Origin of the sequence: Bacteroides acidifaciens, from assembly GCF_903181435.1 — a bacterium.
Taxonomy (GTDB): Bacteria; Bacteroidota; Bacteroidia; order Bacteroidales; family Bacteroidaceae; genus Bacteroides.
Genome location: NZ_CAEUHO010000001.1, coordinates 600,520 through 620,227, shown reverse-complemented (window position 1 = coordinate 620,227; position 19,708 = coordinate 600,520). Strand labels below are relative to the sequence as shown.

Genomic DNA, 19,708 nt, shown 5'->3' with positions numbered 1-19,708 from the left:
ACAGCTTAATAATCTATTGGGAGCGGTGATGTTTCTATAGCCCACGTATGCAGGCTATACAGCCCGCATACGTAGGCTGTACGGTTTACATATGTAGGCTGTACGGCCTACATACGTGGACTATAAACTTATCACCGTTAAAGGTAAGCATTCGGCCTCGCCCGTATTTCTCTCCAAGCTATAATAAAGTCAAAAGCCAGACATGCTTTGTCTGGCTTTTGACTTTATCTATCTTTCTTGTTTATCCTTTCCAATTAAATGGCAGTAAATCAGCGTAGTCGTTTTTCTTTTCTCTTTCATTCTCCTGTACCCTAATCAACACGTCCTGCATCCATAGTTTTGGGTTCACCTTATTTTCTCTGCAACATCCCATCAGTGAAAAGAATATTGCCGCTGCATGTGCCGCTTCATGTGAACCGGAGAAAAGAGTGTTTTTTCTGTTCAAAGTCAATGGCCTTATAGAGCGCTCCACCGGATTATTGTCAATGCAGAACTGTGCATCGTTGACATATCCAGACAGTTGTTCAAAACGTGTGTACATATAGAATATGGCCTTTGCAATAGGCGATTTCTCAACCGTATGTTCATACTCCTGCCTGCACCATTTTTCCAGTCCTTTGATAATAGGGTACGATTCTTCCCGGCGAAGCCTTACTACAGCCCCGCCTTCCAGATGTCCTATCCTGATTTTCTCCTCCACAGCATACAGTCTGCCTATTTGTTCAAGTGCATGCCTTGCTCTGGGAGGGTCATTTCCTTCCGCTTCCACAAACTTGCGCCTGACGTGTGCCCAGCAGCACAGGTGCAACTTTCCGGGTAGTGTGTCGAACTCGTCATATACTGCAAAGCCGTCACTCTGTACCACCCGAACCTGTCCTGCCAGCAGCGTGTCTATTCCGCTGCTGCCACGTCCCTTGTGATATTCAAAGAATGGGGTATGGAACCGGGGCAGATAGAAGTTCCACATATACCCGCGGTGAAGAGCACCGGGCCGGTCGCTTTCAAGTACGGGATGGGGCGTCTCATCGGCCATGACGTAATAGCTGTCCTTGACCAGTTCACGAAGTTCATTATAGATTGGCTCCAGACGCTGTGCGGCAGCCATCATCCAGTTACTTACAGTGGAAGGACTCAGATGGATGCCTTCACGCTCAAAGATGTCCAGTTGTCTGTACAGAGGCAGGTGGTCGTAATATTTGGCGGTAGCAATGTGTGACAGTACACTTTCCGACGCATTGCTGTGGGGATGTGCCATTACGGGCATGGGAGCAGTTATGATACGACCGTCGGCGAGCCGGTATTTAGGGCGGATGATGCGTCTCACATAGAATCGGGCGGGACTGACGGCATATTGTTCGCTCACTTCCTCTCCCAGCTTCGCCGCTCCCTCCAACGAAAGGCCCTCCGGCATGGGAATGATAATCTCTTCACGGGGAAGGGACGGGGCGATGGGCTTACGGGCGTGGGGGGTAATCTTTTTGGTGAAGCTCTTACGGAAACGGTTGTAGCCATTCTCCGATTTGGCAGATTTCTCAGCTGTTTTCTGTTCTTCCGCTACCGGGTCATTGACATCGGACGGAGACTCAAAACAGATGCTCAACTGGCCAGCATCTTCGGGAAGATGGCGTTTTTCACTGGATTTACCCCATAAACGGCGTGTCAAGTCAGCCAATTTCCATCTCAGGTCGGCAATGACGGCTGTACAGGCTGAGATTTCTTCGACCTGGCGGGAATACTCCCGCAAAGAGGATTCGTATTTTCTCTGAAGTTCTGCATGTTCCTTTTCAAGGCGTTCACGTTCCTTGCGCAGCTCTTCGTACTCTTCCAAAGTAAGGGTAATGACCGGTTCTTTCACTGTATATCCACTTTTTTATTATGTGACAAAGTTATGAAAATAAAGCAGAACGGCTTGTAGGACGGGAGATTACTTTTCAACTGTTTTCCGATACTTTTTAACAGTAAGCAGCTCATTCAGGCGATTCCAGGAAATTTGAAGAAAATCCCTCTTCCGTTCGTCCTTTTTCAAGAAAAAAGAGCCGCGATTCAGACGACGGTATTCCAAACGGTATTCGTCGTCGCACCGATAAAGGATATGCAACCTGCTACGGGAGCGGTCAAGAAAAACATGGCAACTCTGCTCTGACACGCAAGAGCCCGTGTGCCGGATGACCTCGCCACAAAGACCGTCAATGCCTTTATGGAAATTACAACCTTGGGGATAAAGGTAATAGGCCCAGAAAGGACTGCTACGGAAAAGACCAAGGCCTAAAGGGAGAAGTAGGTCCTGAGGGGAATGGATACCAAGGCTGGAAGCCGAAACTTTATAACGACGACCACCATCAAATATGAAAAGAACCGAATCAAAATGGTTAGACTCGGACAAAAGACTACGTAGTTTATCACTTTCGCTAGAAAATACTAATACAGAACACATATATGGATTAAGATTGTAATGAAGACACAAAGGTAGGAAGGAAAAGAAGGGAAACAAACACGCACGAGGCCGAATGCTTACCGTTAAAGTTGGATTATTAAGCCATGATCATCGGATTTACACAGGTTCATTGCAACAAAAACAAGCTATCTTATCTATATAGGACCTTTATTCGGCTATTTTGTTGATGATAGATAACCTATTTTTGCTGGTAAAAGTATGATAGATACATTTTTTTAAAGCTATCTATCATACCTATTCTTTTGATAATAAAAAGATTATTAAAATGAATGATACTTATGATAGATGTTTTTTCATTATGTATCATTTAAATCAAATCATGTGCCAGAATGAGCTAAATGATAATTTTCCAGTTAAACAAAATTATAATACCCATTCTTTGACATATTGAAAACGGAATATTACGAAAATAATGATTATCTTTGAACCACTAAAAGGAGATTAACAATGAATGACCTGCTTCGCAAACTCCCCATTGGGATACAGACTTTTGAGAAACTTCGCAAGGGTGATTATCTATATGTAGATAAGACAGAACTTGTGTGGAAAATAGCTTATACATCTACTCCTTACTTTCTGAGCCGTCCACGCCGTTTCGGTAAAAGTCTTCTCCTATCTACCTTTGAAGCCTACTTTGAAGGAAAGAAAGAACTCTTCGAAGGACTTGCCATCGAAAAGCTGGAAACGAAATGGGAAAAGCATCCTGTGCTACATCTGGATTTGAACGCAGAAAAGTATGACTCCCCGGAAAGACTTTATGATATTCTTAGCCGTCAACTTACCCTATGGGAGATTCAGTATGGCAAAGGAATGGATGAAAATACTCTTTCCGGCCGCTTCTCCGGCATCATCCGCCGTGCCTACGAGCAAACAGGCAACAGCGTTGTGGTTTTGGTAGACGAATATGACAAACCGTTACTTCAAGCCCTAGGTAATGACGGCCTATTGGATGACTACCGTAAAACTCTGAAAGCCTTTTATGGAGTATTGAAAAGCACTGACCGCTACCTGCGTTTTGTTTTCCTCACGGGAGTGACGAAATTCGCACAAGTAAGTGTATTCAGTGACCTCAACCAGTTGCAGGACATCACCTTATGGCCCGATTACGGCACTCTTTGCGGCATCACTCTTCAAGAATTATTGGATACTTTCCAACCGGAAATAAAGATACTTGCAACCAATAATTCCATTTCTTATGACGAGGCAGTGTTACGAATGACGCGTCTCTATGACGGCTATCATTTTTGCATCAACTCGGTAGGCATTTTCAACCCGTTCAGTGTACTGAATGTCCTAAAATCAAAAGTGTTCGACAATTACTGGTTCCAAACCGGTACCCCGACTTTTCTCGTCGAGATGCTGCAAGAAACCGAATATGACCTACGTACTTTGCTCGACGGCATCGAAGCACCGTCTTCCATGTTTTCCGAGTATCGGGTAGATTCCAAGAATCCAATTCCGCTGATTTATCAAAGTGGTTATCTGACGATAAAAGCTTATGATGAACGTTTTCGCAACTACCTGTTGGAATTTCCGAACGATGAGGTGCGTTACGGTTTCATGGATTTCCTAGTACCGTTCTACACTGGAGTGAAGAATAACGATCAAGGCTTTTACATCGGCAAGTTCGTCAATGAGTTAGAGAGTGGAGACTACGATGCCTTTCTCACCCGCCTGCAAGCCTTCTTTGCTGATTTCAACTACGAACTGAACGAGCAAACTGAACGCCACTACCAAGTAGTTTTCTATATTGTCTTCAAACTTATGGGACAGTTCACTGATGCCGAAGTGCGCAGCGCCCGCGGTCGTGCAGACGCCGTAGTGAAAACACCTAAATATATCTATGTCTTCGAATTCAAGCTGCATGACACGGCAGAAGCGGCATTGAAGCAGATTGACAATAAAGGCTATCTGATACCGTATCAGGCAGACGGACGTGAAGTGATAAAGATCGGGGTGGAGTTCAGTGCGGAAAAACGCAATATCAATCGCTGGTTAGTGTGAACAGATAAAGTTAAATATTATCGGGAGCTACCAATATCCACGTCCGATAGCAACTTCTCTTATGAACAGGCACCAAAGGTAAATAACCGGAATGCACTTTCCCTTCCCTGATTTCCAACGGAAAGGTTGCGGACAGTCGCTCATGCTCCTTCAAGGCTTCACCTTCCGAAGGATGATAATCAATTCCGAAATGTCCTGTAGAATCAGTATGTACATAACGGTCATACAGAAGACGTGTCATGACTCCCATATTCATTCGCAGATTAATTTCCACACAAGGATGAATTCGGAATACAGTTTTTTTATTCTCCGAAAACCGGCAAATCATCATATCAACTCCAAGATAACCTTTATAAACGGTTTCTACCAATGCAGAAAGTTTGTATTTCAGACAGTTCTCCAAATCTGTCAAAGCCTCCAAAGGGACATATTGCGAAAGTTGTTTTTGGATTGCCTCATTAGAAAGTAAACGGTTTCCTTCATACATTCCGCTCTTTCCGGTATGAAAGAGGGAATATCCCGCAAACGTCACTCCACCTGCACCGTCGGAATAAAACTCCATGGCAAAATCCTCCACCTTATTATATATAGGCTCCGCGATAACTCCGCCTTGCGAAGCAGCCACACGCGCACACCAACCGGAAATAAAAGGAGTAAATGCACCTTTACACCAATTCAATCCCTTGCCACTTCCCGAAAGCGGAGCTTTCAATAGGCAGCCTTCCCGCTCCTCCACAAAAGCTTTCCATTCTTCCGGTGTTTCCAAATAATATGATTCTCCACAGAAATACTCATCCAATTGCAATTCCGGAAGCAACGAGACAGCTTTAGAACGATGGGAATATTCTCGCAAACCATTTAATTGCTCCACGGAAGGAAGCAGGGCTTCATCCACGCCCAACACAGATAGCCGCTTCCGTAAAGCTACATCCCAGCCCCAAGGATGAATATCCCAATCTGGTTCAGAAGCCAGTTCCGGCTCCGTTATCAAACGAACCGGAATATCCAGTAACTCCTGCATTTGTCTCAAATAATCCAGATTATAGGCAGAAGGAGCCAACACCGCACTCTCCTCTCCCGCATACCACATCGGAAGCAGAGACAGTTCGGAAGCCATCCGCCTGGCGGAAGCCGGAGCCATATAATTCGCTTCACCACTGGCAAGTGCCAAATCATGTTCCGGATTGAATATATAAAGAGCCTTTTTTGTCATTTCAAATGAATTCAAAACTTTATTCTGCAAATATATACAGGAAATAGCCAGGAAGGACTACAATAAACAGAAAGTTGGAATTAAACACACAATTTTGCCATCTCTACTTTGCAAATCCTAAAAAAAGCACTATATTTGCCACCCGAAAAACAAAGAACAGAAATGGAATCATTCTACCGCACACACGCCTACCTAGTTGAGCACACTAATGCCCCCGTTCGCCGCGACCTTATGGACGAGATTGACTGGAGCGACCGCTTGATTGGTATCAAAGGGACACGTGGCGTAGGAAAAACCACCTTCCTTCTCCAGTACGCCAAAGAGAAATTCGGAACAGACCGTTCATGCCTGTTCATCAACATGAACAACTTCTATTTCTCAGGACATAGCATCGTAGATTTCGCCAACGAATTTCAGAAACGTGGCGGAAAAGTATTGTTGATCGACCAGGTGTTCAAACATCCGGAATGGAGCAAAGAGTTACGCATGTGTTACGACCGTTTTCCTAATCTGAAAATTGTCTTTACCGGCTCGTCCGTGATGCGACTGAAAGAAGAAAATCTCGAACTGCGTGATATCGCAAAGAGCTATAACCTGCGCGGATTCTCTTTCCGTGAATTCCTGAACTTGCAGACAGGCATGAAATTCCGGGCATACAGCCTCGAAGAAATTCTTAGCACTCACGAACAGATTGCCAAAGGAGTACTCTCCAAAGTTCGTCCGCTTGACTATTTTCAGGATTACCTGCACCACGGATTCTATCCGTTCTTCCTCGAAAAACGTAACTTTTCGGAGAATCTGCTGAAGACGATGAACATGATGGTGGAAGTAGATATCCTGCTCATCAAACAAATTGAACTGAAATATCTTTCAAAGATAAAAAAATTACTATATTTGCTCGCTGTCGACGGCCCGAAGGCTCCAAATGTAAGCCAACTGGCAAGCGACATACAGACATCCCGCGCTACGGTAATGAACTATATCAAGTATCTGGCAGACGCACGGCTCATTAATCTGGTTTATCCCAAAGGGGAAGAATTCCCTAAAAAACCTTCGAAAATAATGATGCACAACTCCAACCTGATGTATTCCATCTATCCGGTGAAAGTGGAAGAGCAGGATGTGCTCGACACATTTTTTGCAAATTCTTTATGGAAAGACCATAAGGTACATAAAGGGGATAAAAACGTCTCTTTTATGGTAGACGAAGTAATGCCGTTCAAAATTTGCCAGGAAGGCGCAAAGATCAAGAACAATCCGAATGTAACGTATGCGTTGCATAAGGCTGAAATAGGTCGGGGCAACCAGATACCTCTCTGGATGTTCGGCTTTTTATATTAAAAGATTTATTTACTTAAATATTTAATTTAGTTATGACTAAACAGAAGAAATTCATCACTTGTGATGGTAACCAAGCTGCAGCACATATCTCGTATATGTTCTCTGAAGTAGCAGCTATCTATCCCATCACTCCTTCTTCGACTATGGCTGAGTACGTAGACGAATGGTCTGCCGCAGGACGTAAGAACATCTTCGGCGAAACAGTATTGGTACAGGAAATGCAATCTGAAGGTGGTGCTGCCGGTGCAGTTCACGGTTCTCTTCAGGCTGGTGCGTTGACTACTACTTACACTGCTTCTCAGGGTCTTCTCCTGATGATTCCTAACATGTACAAAATTGCCGGTGAGTTCTTGCCTTGCGTATTCCATGTATCTGCTCGTACATTGGCTTCTCACGCATTGTGTATCTTCGGTGACCACCAAGACGTAATGTCAGCTCGTCAGACTGGTTTTGCGATGTTGGCTGAAGGCTCTGTACAGGAAGTTATGGATTTGGCTGGTGTTGCTCACTTGGCTACCATCAAATCTCGCGTTCCGTTCATGAACTTCTTCGATGGTTTCCGTACATCTCACGAAATCCAGAAGATTGAAATGTTGGAAAATGATGATCTTGCTCCGCTGATCGACCAGGAAGCTTTGGCTGAATTCCGTGCCCGCGCACTGAACCCGATGAAACCGGTAGCTCGTGGTATGGCTGAAAATCCTGACCATTTCTTCCAACATCGTGAATCATGCAACAACTACTATGAAGCAGTTCCTGCTATCGTAGAAGAATACATGAATGAAATTTCTAAGATCACAGGTCGTAAATACGGTTTGTTCGATTACTATGGTGCAGAAGATGCAGAACGCGTAATTATCGCTATGGGTTCTGTAACAGAAGCTGCCCGCGAAGCTATCGACTACCTGGTAGCAAACGGCGAAAAAGTGGGTATGGTTGCCGTACACCTGTATCGTCCGTTCTCTGCTAAACACTTCCTGGCTGCTGTACCTAAGACTGCTAAGGCTATCGCAGTTCTTGACCGTACTAAAGAACCGGGTGCTAACGGCGAACCTCTTTACCTTGACGTTAAAGACTGCTTCTACGGTGCAGAAAATGCTCCGGTTATCGTTGGCGGTCGTTACGGTTTGGGTTCAAAAGATACTACTCCTGCTCAAATCCTTTCAGTATTCGAAAACCTGGCTATGCCAATGCCGAAGAACCACTTCACTATCGGTATCGTAGACGACGTTACTTTCACTTCTCTTCCTCAAAAAGAAGAAATCGCTTTAGGCGGCGAAGGTATGTTCGAAGCTAAATTCTACGGTTTGGGTGCTGACGGTACAGTAGGTGCTAACAAGAACTCTGTAAAGATTATCGGTGACAACACTGACAAACACTGCCAAGCTTACTTCTCATACGACTCTAAGAAGTCAGGTGGTTTCACTTGTTCTCACTTGCGTTTCGGTGATACTCCGATCCGTTCTACTTACTTGGTAAATACTCCGAATTTCGTTGCTTGTCACGTTCAGGCTTACCTGCACATGTACGATGTAACCCGCGGTTTGCGTAAGAACGGTTCTTTCTTGCTGAACACTATCTGGGAAGGCGAAGAACTGGCTAAGAACCTGCCTAACAAGGTGAAGAAATACTTCGCGCAGAACAACATTTCCGTATACTATATCAACGCAACTCAGATTGCACAGGAAATCGGTTTGGGCAACCGTACCAACACGATCCTTCAATCTGCATTCTTCCGTATCACAGGCGTTATTCCTGTAGACCAAGCTGTTGAACAGATGAAGAAATTCATCGTTAAGTCTTACGGCAAGAAGGGTGAAGACGTTGTTAACAAAAACTATGCTGCCGTTGACCGTGGTGGTGAATACAAGACTTTGGCTGTTGATCCTGCTTGGGCTAACCTGCCGGATGACGCAAAAGCTGAAAACAACGATCCTGCATTCATCAACGAAGTAGTTCGTCCGATCAATGCACAAGACGGTGACTTGTTGCCAGTATCTGCATTCAAGGGTATCGAAGATGGTACTTGGTATCAAGGTACTGCTAAATACGAAAAACGTGGTGTAGCTGCCTTCGTTCCTGAATGGAATCCGGAAAACTGTATCCAGTGTAACAAGTGTGCATACGTTTGTCCTCACGCTTCTATCCGTCCGTTCGTACTCGATGCTGAAGAGCAGAAGGGTGCTAAGTTCGAACAACTGAAAGCGGTAGGTAAAGTATTCGATGGTATGACATTCCGTATTCAGGTGGACGTTCTCGACTGTCTGGGTTGCGGTAACTGTGCCGACATCTGTCCGGGTAATCCGAAGAAGGGTGGCAAAGCATTGACAATGAAACACCTCGAAAGCCAATTGGCTGAAGCTGACAACTGGACTTACTGTACTGAAAACGTGAAGACTAAACAACATCTTGTTGACATTAAGTCTAACGTGAAGAACTCACAGTTCGCTACTCCGTTGTTTGAGTTCTCCGGCGCTTGCTCCGGTTGTGGTGAAACTCCGTACGTGAAATTGATTTCTCAATTGTTCGGTGACCGTGAAATGGTTGCTAACGCTACCGGATGTTCTTCTATCTACTCTGGTTCTGTTCCTTCTACTCCGTATACTACAAACGAAAACGGACACGGTCCTGCTTGGGCTAACTCACTGTTCGAAGACTTCTGTGAATTCGGTTTGGGTATGGAATTGGCTAACGAAAAGATGCGTGCTCGTCTCGTGAAAGTGATGAACGAGGCTATTGCTGCTGACTGCACTCCTGCTGAAGCTAAAGAATTGTTCGCAGAATGGATCAACAATATGTTGGATGCAGACAAGACTAAGGAATTGGCAGCTAAGATCATCCCGATGGTTGAAGCTAACAAGGATAAATGCAACCACTGCAAACAAATCGCTGAACTGCAACAATATCTTGTAAAACGCAGCCAGTGGATTATCGGTGGTGACGGTGCTTCTTACGATATCGGTTACGGTGGTCTTGACCATGTAATCGCTTCCGGTAAGGACGTTAACATCCTTGTTCTGGATACTGAGGTTTACTCTAACACAGGTGGTCAGTCTTCTAAATCTACTCCGGTAGGTGCTATCGCTAAGTTTGCTGCTGCTGGTAAGCGCGTACGTAAGAAAGACCTCGGTCTGATGGCTACTACTTACGGTTATGTATATGTTGCACAGATCGCTATGGGTGCTGACCAAGCTCAAACTCTGAAAGCTATCCGTGAAGCTGAAGCATATCCTGGGCCATCTTTGATTATCGCTTACGCTCCATGTATCAACCACGGTCTGAAAGCCGGTATGGGTAAGAGCCAAGAAGAAGAAGAAAAAGCTGTTAAGTGCGGTTACTGGCACTTGTGGCGTTACAACCCGGCTTTGGAAGAAGAAGGCAAGAACCCATTCCAATTGGATAGCAAAGAACCGAACTGGGAAGATTTCCAAGGTTTCTTGAAGGGTGAAGTTCGTTACGCTTCTGTAATGAAACAATATCCTGCTGAAGCTGAAGAACTGTTCAAAGCTGCTGAAGAAAACGCTAAATGGCGTTACAACAGCTACAAACGTTTGGCTAGAGAAAACTGGGGTGCTGAATAATTAATCACTCTCTGATACATATAAAAACGGGAGCCTGTTCAATGCATGGCTCCCGTTTTTGTTTTATCACTCAAAGATTAGAAATCTTATTCGGGAACGGAGTAGCTCCAAAGATGCTTTTTCAGGTCTACACACCCATTTTGTTTGAAAGAAACCCCTTCTTCCAAGAGTAATCGTTTTTGCTCTTCCCAACCGGGAACAGGACGCCCCGATGCATTGACAACCCTATGACAAGGCACAGAAACGTCATCCGGCACCAGCTTCAAGGCACGCCCCACCATCCGGGAGCATTGGGGCATTCCCAGTAATGCGGCAATACTGCCATAAGTGGAAACTTTGCCTGAAGGGATTTCACAGACCACCTGATATACCTCCCGGCGAAATTCATCAGAAAGGCTTGCTTTATCTACTTTATAATCTTTCATTACCTAAACTTTACTTATCCTTTCCTTTCTCCTCTTCAACAAATCCGTCGGACTCTCACCAAACTGTTCCTTATAGCATTTGGCAAAATAAGAAGGGGAACTGAAGCCGACTTCATAACCTATTTCGGCTACCGTCATATCTGATGAAGCGAGCAGAGAGGCGGCTTTCTTTAGACGGGCAATACGGAGCAATTCATTAGGAGAATAATTGGTTAGAGATTTTATCTTCCGATAAAGCTGCACACGGCTCAAGCCCATTTCTTTGCCCAAATCTTCTACATTTAAACCGGAATCCCCCATTTTCGCATCAATCAAGGCTTTGAATTTTTCAACAAAGTCCTTGTCCATATCGCAGACATCCTCTTTTGCCAATGTCTGTCCGTCACCGAAGAATTGTTTCAGACGATGATGTGAATCTATCAGGTTGCGGACACGCGCCAGCAACAATTGCGAACTGAAAGGCTTGGAAATATAAGAGTCCGCACCACCATCATAGCCTTGAATCCTTTGTTCATCCAAAGAACAGGCTGTTAACAGGATAACAGGAATATGACATGTTTGCAGTTCGCTTTTCAAACGGCGGCAACATTCAATACCATCAATGCCCGGCATCATAACATCGGAGATTATCAAGTCCGGGACATATTTCATAGCTTTGCGAATACCCTCCGAACCGTCTACGGCTTCAATCACGGTATAGTCCGTATGAAGCAACCCATGAACATATGAACGAATATCCGCATTATCATCAATGATAAGCACGGAAGGTTTGGAAGAATCATAGTTCTTTTCCAGTTCTTCTTCAACAGGTAAAGCGTCATTCAAAGGAGAAACTTCGGAAACAGAAGATGCCGGAGGGTCTAATGAAGAGGTCTCATCAACACAAGTCCATAACGGTAAATCGACGGTGAAGACAGTGCCCTGCTTTTCATCACTTTCTACTGATATAGCTCCGCCATGCAGCTCGACGAAAGCCTTTACCAAAGCCAGTCCTATTCCCGAACCGGCATGATGCATGTCTATTTTATAAAAACGGTCAAAAATATTACGAATATGCTCGGCTGAAATCATCGAACCGGTGTTGGATACTGTAAAACGAATCCACCGGTTATCCTCTTTTGTCAAGGTAGACAAACGGACGGAAACCTTACCATTCTCTGGAGTAAACTTGAAGGCATTGGAGAGAAGATTAAAATAAATACGTTCCAACTTCTCTACGTCTGCCAAAGTACGGAAATCCGTATCCGGAATATTGTCAAAAGAAAAATGAATATGCTTTTTGCGGGCTGCCGCCAGGAAAGATTCATTCCAGCCTTCGAAAGAGGAAAGAATATCAACCGGGACAGGCGTGTATTCCATCTTTCCGTTTTCATACTTACGGAAATCCAAAATCTGATTAACCAGGCGCAAGAGAATATTTACGTTTCGCTGTACCAGCAACAACATCCGGTGTTGGTCATCACTCAAAGCCTTATCGGCTAACAGATGTTCCACAGGGTCGGCAACCAAAGTTAAGGGAGTTCGGAAATCATGTGAAATGTTCGTAAAGAACACCAGTTTGGCATGAGTAGCTTCTTCTAGTTGGTGGGAAAGTTGTATTAACTGGTCGCGCTGTTCCTCCAACTTATCCCGTTGTTCTTCCAACTGCCTTTTTTGTTCGGACAGTTCTTTATTCAAACGATTTTTAGAGCGAAGCGAGTTGTAGACAACGACCAATAGTCCTGCCACCAATAAGAGAATAACCAAACCGCCATACAACACCACTTGTTGCGTAGCCACACGTGACAAATATCCACCGATACGTCCGTTCAGTGTTTCTATCTTTTGGTCCAGTTCCGAGATGTGAGTAGTCTGAAGTTGCATGACGTGTGCGTTTGTCCTGTCTACTACTGCTGTATTCATGACGGTTTCACGGGGGTAAGGTTTTGCTTCGAGAATATTCATTGCCAATTGCAGTACTTTATCGCCGTTAGTCGGATAAATAAAGGTAGCATCCAATACACTGTCAAGCACAAGTTCCAGTCCGTTTCCTTTGCCCGGCAAAGCATCAATGCCGACAAATATCATTTCTTTCTCCCGCCCCGCCTTCTTGGCAGCCTGATAAGCTCCCGGAGCTATGCGGTCATTATGAGCATATACGGCATCAATCTTCGGATGGCGGTGGAGTATGCTGTCCATTGCCACTTCCGCCGGTGCGCGCTCCCAGGCCGCATCCGCCTTATCAATCAACTTAATATCCGGAAAGTTACTGATAGCCGCCATAAATCCCTGATGACGTTCCATAGCAGGAGTCGAACCACCCAGTCCGGTAAGTTCCACCACATTTCCTTTTCCTTTCAGGGTAGACGCAATGTAATTTCCTACTGCACGACCTATTTCATAATTATCAGCACCGATATATGCAGTATATTTATCGGAAAGAATCTTCCGGTCGACCAGAATAACAGGGATTCCCTTTTGGTAAGCCTCTTCTACAATCGGAGTCATCGGAGCCGCTTCGTTGGCAGAGATAATCAATAAATCTACTCCTTTATCTATAAAATAATGAACGTCTTCCGCCTGTTTGCGATTATCATCCGCAGCCGACCGGATTTCAACCGATACTCCATCGTAAAACATGGCTTCGCGAAGAATCTCATCATTCATCTTATGTCGCCAAGAATCATCGCTGCATTGCGCCACCCCGATACGGAAGCGGTGTGTGTCCTGCCGACAAGCAGTCATGCCAAGAAAACAAAGCAAGACCGCTATCCACTTTGTATACCTCATCGCTCTAATCATTCTCATTCTTTCGTATTTCTTTCTGTAATCCAAATTTTTCGTCCTTCATTATTAGCATTCACTACCGGAAAGTACATCAACTCCACTTTCACAGGATTCAGCGTGTATTTTCCTGTAAAGCGTGGAAGCAAAGGGATAGTAAACTGATAAATGCCTACCGGTAATTTTTCGCTAAAGATAACAGTTTTCTCCTTAAAATATTCACGATATACTTCAGAACGGGAGAAATTAACAGGTTTTGAAGCATAACTGCAACCCGCCGGAATAGGAACTTCGAGCATCACATATTGCGCACCTTCCTGTTTCACCTGCAAGGTGACTGTCAGCATAACAGGCACACCCGCTACCAGAGAATCTTTCTCCAAGACCGCCTCCACCTTAAAAGCATCACTTTCGCGAGCATCCATCACTCGCTTCGTTGAATAAACACTGTACAATAAAGGCTCTTTACCTGTTTTTGAAATAAACAGACTATCCCCTGCCGTCAATCGGGCATGATAAGGAAATTCCATAATCCGCTTATTCTCCTTACCGCTGACGGATACTGACGTTCCTACTCCGTTGCGTTCCGATCCTGTCAGTAAATCTGTCAGAACAGTTGCCACCGCAGCAGAAGCCTGATAGGTATTCCATCCGCGCTCTTTAGTCCGCAGAATATACAGTTGCATATTCTCTTTCAACTTGCACAAAGAAGAATCATTCTTTATCACCCGATAAGCAATCAATGTATTAATCATTTGATTTCCTTCCCAATAATGAGTGCGCCGTCCATCGTCACAATAAACGCCTCCCAACATATCCTTTTTCAGATAATGCCGCACGCTATCACCAACATTGACAGAATCTACTTGTTGTTTGATTTCCCAAAGAAGCAACTTTTCCTTCAAATAAGAAAGAGGACGATAATGCTTGTTCCGGCTTGCCAACGAATCTTCCTTCTGTTCCAACTGCCGGACAAATGGTTCCAATAATCTGACAGCAACAGAATAATCAGCTTCTACCTTCCAGTCATGCAAAGCATGAAGTATTTCTATATCCTCCAGTTTCATTCCCCGGTAAGGACGTATATGGGCATACTCCACTTTCAATCCATTCAGATTCAGATCGACGGGATAACCAGCATCTTTTGCCATCTTCAAAGCCCGTAAGATATGTGCCGACATCCAAAAAGAAGTATTTTCTGAGTTGCCCCACCATGACCATAACCGATGCTTATTCTGATGATTCATCAACCGGCGAATAATAGTCCGGATCGCTTTATCCCCCTTCGCCTTCTCTCCTATCCCCAGCATATACTGTTGATAAGCCAGTAAACCGATCAGTTTGGAAGCTAATTGCTCGTTACACAAATATCGATATCCGGTCAGGAAATTCACTGATTCCTTGTAAATATCCAACTGATTGTCCGTGATGCTGACCACCACTTCTTCATCCTTACCGGATTGTACGCTCACTGTCTCCTCATCAGATAAGATGCCTAATGTGCCTTGTGCTAATTCTGTCCCCTGCGGCAATACCGGAATCGTATATTCCTCCCCATCCTTATACCCATCCTTCCGGGTAAAAAGATAACTGATGGTCACACTGTCAGTATTCGCAGCCTGCATCGGTAATGTTTCATGAAATCCTTCCGTCAGATCGACTTCCCGCTGTTTCAACGTATCTGTTCCAACACCAAATTGAGTGGTTCCTCCTATACGCTGTCCATCCAGATAATTACGTATGGTTCCAACCAACGTACTCTGATCTCCTTCCACCAAGAAACGGGGAGTTTTCAGTTCCGCCATCAATGGCTTGTAAGAACGGATGGAACGACGGAAAGTTCCAGTCTGCAAACGTCGGTTCATGGCATAAACCACCGTCTCCCATTTCGTCACGTTGTCGGGGAAAGTAGTCTCAAACCGGACAGTCCCGGTTTTATCCGTAAACAGACGAGGTTGCCAAAAAGCTACATCGGAGAAATTCCGACGTAACCCGTTCAATTGCAACAGTTCAGTATACAACCGATCGGCATCTGCTTCCTCCTTCGCTTTCTCTTCCTTATCCTGTCCGTCCAATTCCTCCAAAGGAGTTGTGGCAGAGGAAGACTGATCTACCCTCACTCCGGCAAGAGCCCCCGTCAACGAATATTTTCTACTTATCCCATATCCAACCACTACCACTTCATCCAATGCCTGGCTATTTTCCTCCAGCGTAACCAACAGGTTCGACCCGGGCATTGCTCTCATCTCTTGTGGCTTAAAGCCGACATAGCTAAACAGCAGTTGTTCGCCTCTCCTGTCACAATCCATTTCGAAATATCCATCCACATTGGTTATTGTTCCTTCTGTTGTTCCTTTGATCAACACGCTGCATCCTACCAACGCCTCTCCAGTAGCATCTGTCACATAGCCACAGACTTTGCCACCATAACTGCGCACGTACTGTGTGATTCTCATCTCCTTATAACCAGGATGATTCGTACCGATCACCCCTCTTCCTCCCAACAAAAGCCATCCTGCCGATAGCGAATCAGCTTCGTTCAAAGGCAAAGACTCCATATTTACATCCAGATAGCTATATGACTTTATAGGCAAAGCTTCTTGTTTCAGGTATTTCCCGTTATTATAAAGTAAAATCGCATCATACGTACCGGCAGGAAGTCGGGAATAAATCCGGTTCATGCGCACCAATGTATCCGGATAAATCAATTCGCCAGTCGTGCAATCTTTAAAGAACAGGCTTGCCACTCCGGTAGAATCTTTTTCTTCGGGAAGGCGGAAATTCAACTTCTTATCCGGCAAAGAGAAATAAATCCGGGTAGGATGCCAACTCTTTCCCTTCCGAAGTTCAGACACCAAGTTACGGAATCTTTCCGGTGATAAATAATAATCATTCAAAGTAGCAATCTTCGCCACAGACGAAAAATGCAAATACCGCGGACACAGTTCGTCATCCTTATATTTATAGACAACATTTCCATCAAATTCATAAGAGAAACCTCCTTCGTGCCGATATAATACGCCATTCATATACTTCCAAGGCCCCGGCTCTACGGGACCTGCCAATATATTCTTTTTATAATGGGACAACTCCGAAAACGAAACCGGAAACAACTTTCCATCATGTTCCAGAGTAGTACATATCGCCCCGTCCATCACAGGAAGACGGCAGAGATACCGTTCGTACCGTTTCTTTTCTTCTTTGGCAAATTGGTATTCGTAGTATTTTCCTTTCTTTTGGCGCAGCCAGACCATTTCCACTCCTTGCGGCAACCGATTCATATCGAAGCTCAAAATTGTTTTCTTGCCACGCTCGAAAGCCAGAGAGTCGATGATAAACGCCCTGTCATGCATTCGCAATGTTATCTTCTGCTTCCCTGCCGGACGAAGTACAGGAAAAGAATACCCTTGAGGCTGTTCCGTCCACGAAAAATAACAGGGAATATCATTCTGCTCAATCACATAGATATTGACTGCTTTCCCGTCCAACATCACATAAGGAGCAAATTGAGTGGTTCCATCCGGCGTATCCACCGTCTGGCGATACAGATTTCCCGAAGGATAAGCAAACCGATAATAAGGTAACTCTTCTAAATGAAGCAGTCCATTCCAACGTTTATAATCTAACGTAGCCGTATGCAGGTATTCTTTTTGCTTCATCGAATAGGAAGCACGCTGCTCACGGGGACGGGGCGCACTCCCGTAATAAGGCAAGTCCGGAATCTGATAATCCAGTTGGCTGTTGACTGCGAAAGCAGTGAGATCGACGTTAGATACCGGACGTCCCTGAATATTTGTCACGTTCAGTTTTGTTGTCACTGTCTGTCCGGGATATATCCGTTCGGGCAGATCAGATTCAATCACTAATCGTTCGGAAGGCGAAGTGTACGAGCGTTTCATCATACATTCCTTATTTCCCATAAAATAGAATACCTCCACGTAATAGACCGAAGAAGGGTCAATCTCTCCGGATTTATGTTCCATCTCCTTTCCCGAACCTTTCTGCAATAATCGGTTGCCCTGATATACATACCAGGAAAGCTCCAGTTGCAAAGGATTGGAGAGGGAGACACAGAATGAGTCTTTCTCTATTCCGCCATTCAGTTCCAGTTTGGGGTCCAGTCCGGCGGAAGTAATGATTGTTTCATATCCTATTTCCGGTATTTTGAAGCGATAATCCGAAATGGTCTGATTGAAAGGTTCCCGGTAAGGCAAACGGACTTTTTTTGTTTCTTTCTTATCTCCATAAGTCAGTTCCGCTTCCAGGGGACGTTCCACACCTAAGTCGAAGAATGAAAAACAGATTGTATCAGCTTGCGTGGTACACTGTACATCATAACAAGAATAGTAAAAAGTCGCCTTGTCCTGCTGTTCCAGGCGGTTGTTGTCCGCTGTCAGTAAGACAACATTCACATGATAGAGACAATCGGAAGCTCCGAATATTTGAGAAGGAATATCCACCGAAGTTTTTCCGGAGACATCCAGTTCCGCCTGCACAGACATCAGCGTATCGGGCAAAGAAAGTATTTCGGTGTACGATTTAAACACTTGTTCCCTGCCAATAGTCACTTCTACATTCACTTCCCGCAGAGGAAGGCCGTTGGCATCCGTTGCACTGATATCGACGCGGTTACTCTGCGGTGCGTATTGCACATTCGAAGCCAACGTTGCAAGCAACTTATTTCCATTCAGTTCATAGTCCTCATAGTTGAAATGGGTGGAAGCAACGATGCGTCCCCGCTTGTCACGAAGTTGGATGGAATAGCTTTGGTCTAACTTCAAATTCAATGAATCGTTCAACTGAAATTCTCCGGCAAAGCCTCCTGGATGGTAAGGGATAACCGGCATTATCTTCTTATAGTCACGCCAGGAAGAGCCAACGCGCATCCATAATGAAAGTTCCTGTTTCAGAGGGCGTTTATGCTCGGAGAGAGCATACGATTTGAAACGAACCGTCTCACCCGGTTTATATTTGTTCTTGTCAGTAATCAGATAACCATAAAACTCCGGACCGTTTTGTCGTCCATAGTCATTCTGATACCAGGGCGACACCAAATGTTTTGTCAAATCAAATACGGCACGAAACTTATCCAATTCAACAGTCAGGATATGTTGCTCCTTTTGCGACCAGTTGTCATCCGTATACGTTTGGCTGTCCTGGTCGTAATATACAGCCTTACCGCCCACACGTACTTTAGCATCTTTTCTGATTACTCCTTCGGCATCAACCACTTGCAAAGTCAATACACCATACTCTTTGAAAAGAAAAACATGAAAAGGAATCACCGGAGCATACCGGTAATGGACTTCATTCCGTTCTACGTCAGCCAGCAGGAAATGTCCCTCTACAGGAGGGGCGGTCCATGTATCTGTGAAGCGGGCAAAAGGAGCCTGTTGTATCTTATCCCACTGTTTCTGCCGGAGTTTACCTTTTAGAAGTTTCAAAGCCTCTTTATTGGTCAATTCGAAAACAAGAGTCTCGGGAGAAGCATCGTTCCCGATCATCGGTTGCCCGAATACCTCACTAGAAAGAAATAACAGTCCCAATAATAGCAAACCTTTCATCCGGCATAGTATCGTGTTCATAGTCTTCAATAGATTGATTGAGAACAAAAATAAGAAATAAAACTGTGAGTATGCTATTTATCACCCAATTATTCTCCTCATTATCCTCCAAAGAAATGCAAAACAGTTTCCAATATTCAACCGGAAACTATCAACAAAAGTATAAAGCGTAAGACAAACACTCAATAAATGTTATAAAACATCTCTTTTTATTTGGATTATTTGCAGATTTAGCAGAAGTCCGTATCTTTGCAATGTGTTTTTCATAGTATTAGATTTAAGGTTAACAAAGGTTGGAGCAAGGCGTTGCTCCTTTTTTTATGCCCCTACCTCTCATATCATACGAATCATGCAAAAAGAAC

The 19,708-nt window shown here is 44.5% G+C and carries 9 protein-coding genes; 3 read left to right on the top strand and 6 right to left on the bottom strand.

Annotated elements, in window-relative coordinates; genetic code table 11:
• Positions 1 to 241: 241 nt before the first annotated feature.
• Both tnpC and tnpB read right to left on the bottom strand, forming a co-directional pair.
• Positions 242 to 1,855, bottom strand: coding sequence for an IS66 family transposase (gene tnpC / locus CLIN57ABFB40_RS02420; protein ID WP_175628387.1), 1,614 nt, complete (start codon positions 1,853 to 1,855; stop codon positions 242 to 244).
• 69 nt (positions 1,856 to 1,924) lie between these two features.
• Entirely contained in the window at positions 1,925 to 2,434 is a 510-nt protein-coding gene (gene tnpB, locus CLIN57ABFB40_RS02415) for an IS66 family insertion sequence element accessory protein TnpB (protein WP_175628388.1), read from the bottom strand.
• Positions 2,435 to 2,902: 468 nt separating this feature from the next.
• Between tnpB and CLIN57ABFB40_RS02410 the strand changes: the two genes are divergently transcribed.
• Positions 2,903 to 4,459: an ATP-binding protein gene (locus CLIN57ABFB40_RS02410; RefSeq protein WP_175628723.1), complete on the top strand. Its 1,557-nt coding sequence runs from the start codon at positions 2,903 to 2,905 to the stop codon at positions 4,457 to 4,459.
• Positions 4,460 to 4,469: 10 nt separating this feature from the next.
• On the opposite strand, the gene CLIN57ABFB40_RS02405 is transcribed toward CLIN57ABFB40_RS02410, so the two are convergent.
• The gene (locus CLIN57ABFB40_RS02405) at positions 4,470 to 5,672 is read right to left on the bottom strand and encodes a hypothetical protein (RefSeq protein WP_175630325.1); all 1,203 of its coding nucleotides are present in this window, start codon (positions 5,670 to 5,672) and stop codon (positions 4,470 to 4,472) included.
• 162 nt (positions 5,673 to 5,834) lie between these two features.
• Between CLIN57ABFB40_RS02405 and CLIN57ABFB40_RS02400 the strand changes: the two genes are divergently transcribed.
• Positions 5,835 to 7,013, top strand: a complete 1,179-nt coding sequence (locus tag CLIN57ABFB40_RS02400) for an ATP-binding protein (protein WP_175628722.1) — start codon at positions 5,835 to 5,837, stop codon at positions 7,011 to 7,013.
• A 32-nt stretch (positions 7,014 to 7,045) separates the two neighbouring features.
• Positions 7,046 to 10,594: a pyruvate:ferredoxin (flavodoxin) oxidoreductase gene (gene nifJ, locus CLIN57ABFB40_RS02395; RefSeq protein ID WP_175628721.1), complete on the top strand. Its 3,549-nt coding sequence runs from the start codon at positions 7,046 to 7,048 to the stop codon at positions 10,592 to 10,594.
• A gap of 86 nt (positions 10,595 to 10,680) precedes the next feature.
• Here the strand turns inward: nifJ and CLIN57ABFB40_RS02390 are convergent, their stop codons facing one another.
• The 3 genes from CLIN57ABFB40_RS02390 to CLIN57ABFB40_RS02380 are packed head-to-tail and all read right to left on the bottom strand — an operon-like array spanning position 10,681 to position 19,367.
• The gene (locus CLIN57ABFB40_RS02390; RefSeq protein ID WP_175628720.1) at positions 10,681 to 11,019 is read right to left on the bottom strand and encodes an MGMT family protein; all 339 of its coding nucleotides are present in this window, start codon (positions 11,017 to 11,019) and stop codon (positions 10,681 to 10,683) included.
• Positions 11,020 to 11,022: 3 nt separating this feature from the next.
• Positions 11,023 to 13,743 carry a substrate-binding domain-containing protein gene (locus CLIN57ABFB40_RS02385; RefSeq protein ID WP_410489600.1) on the bottom strand — a complete coding sequence of 907 codons (2,721 nt, stop codon included), beginning with the start codon at positions 13,741 to 13,743 and terminating at the stop codon, positions 11,023 to 11,025.
• A 59-nt stretch (positions 13,744 to 13,802) separates the two neighbouring features.
• Positions 13,803 to 19,367, bottom strand: coding sequence for an alpha-2-macroglobulin family protein (locus CLIN57ABFB40_RS02380; protein ID WP_175628719.1), 5,565 nt, complete (start codon positions 19,365 to 19,367; stop codon positions 13,803 to 13,805).
• Positions 19,368 to 19,708 lie beyond the last annotated feature (341 nt).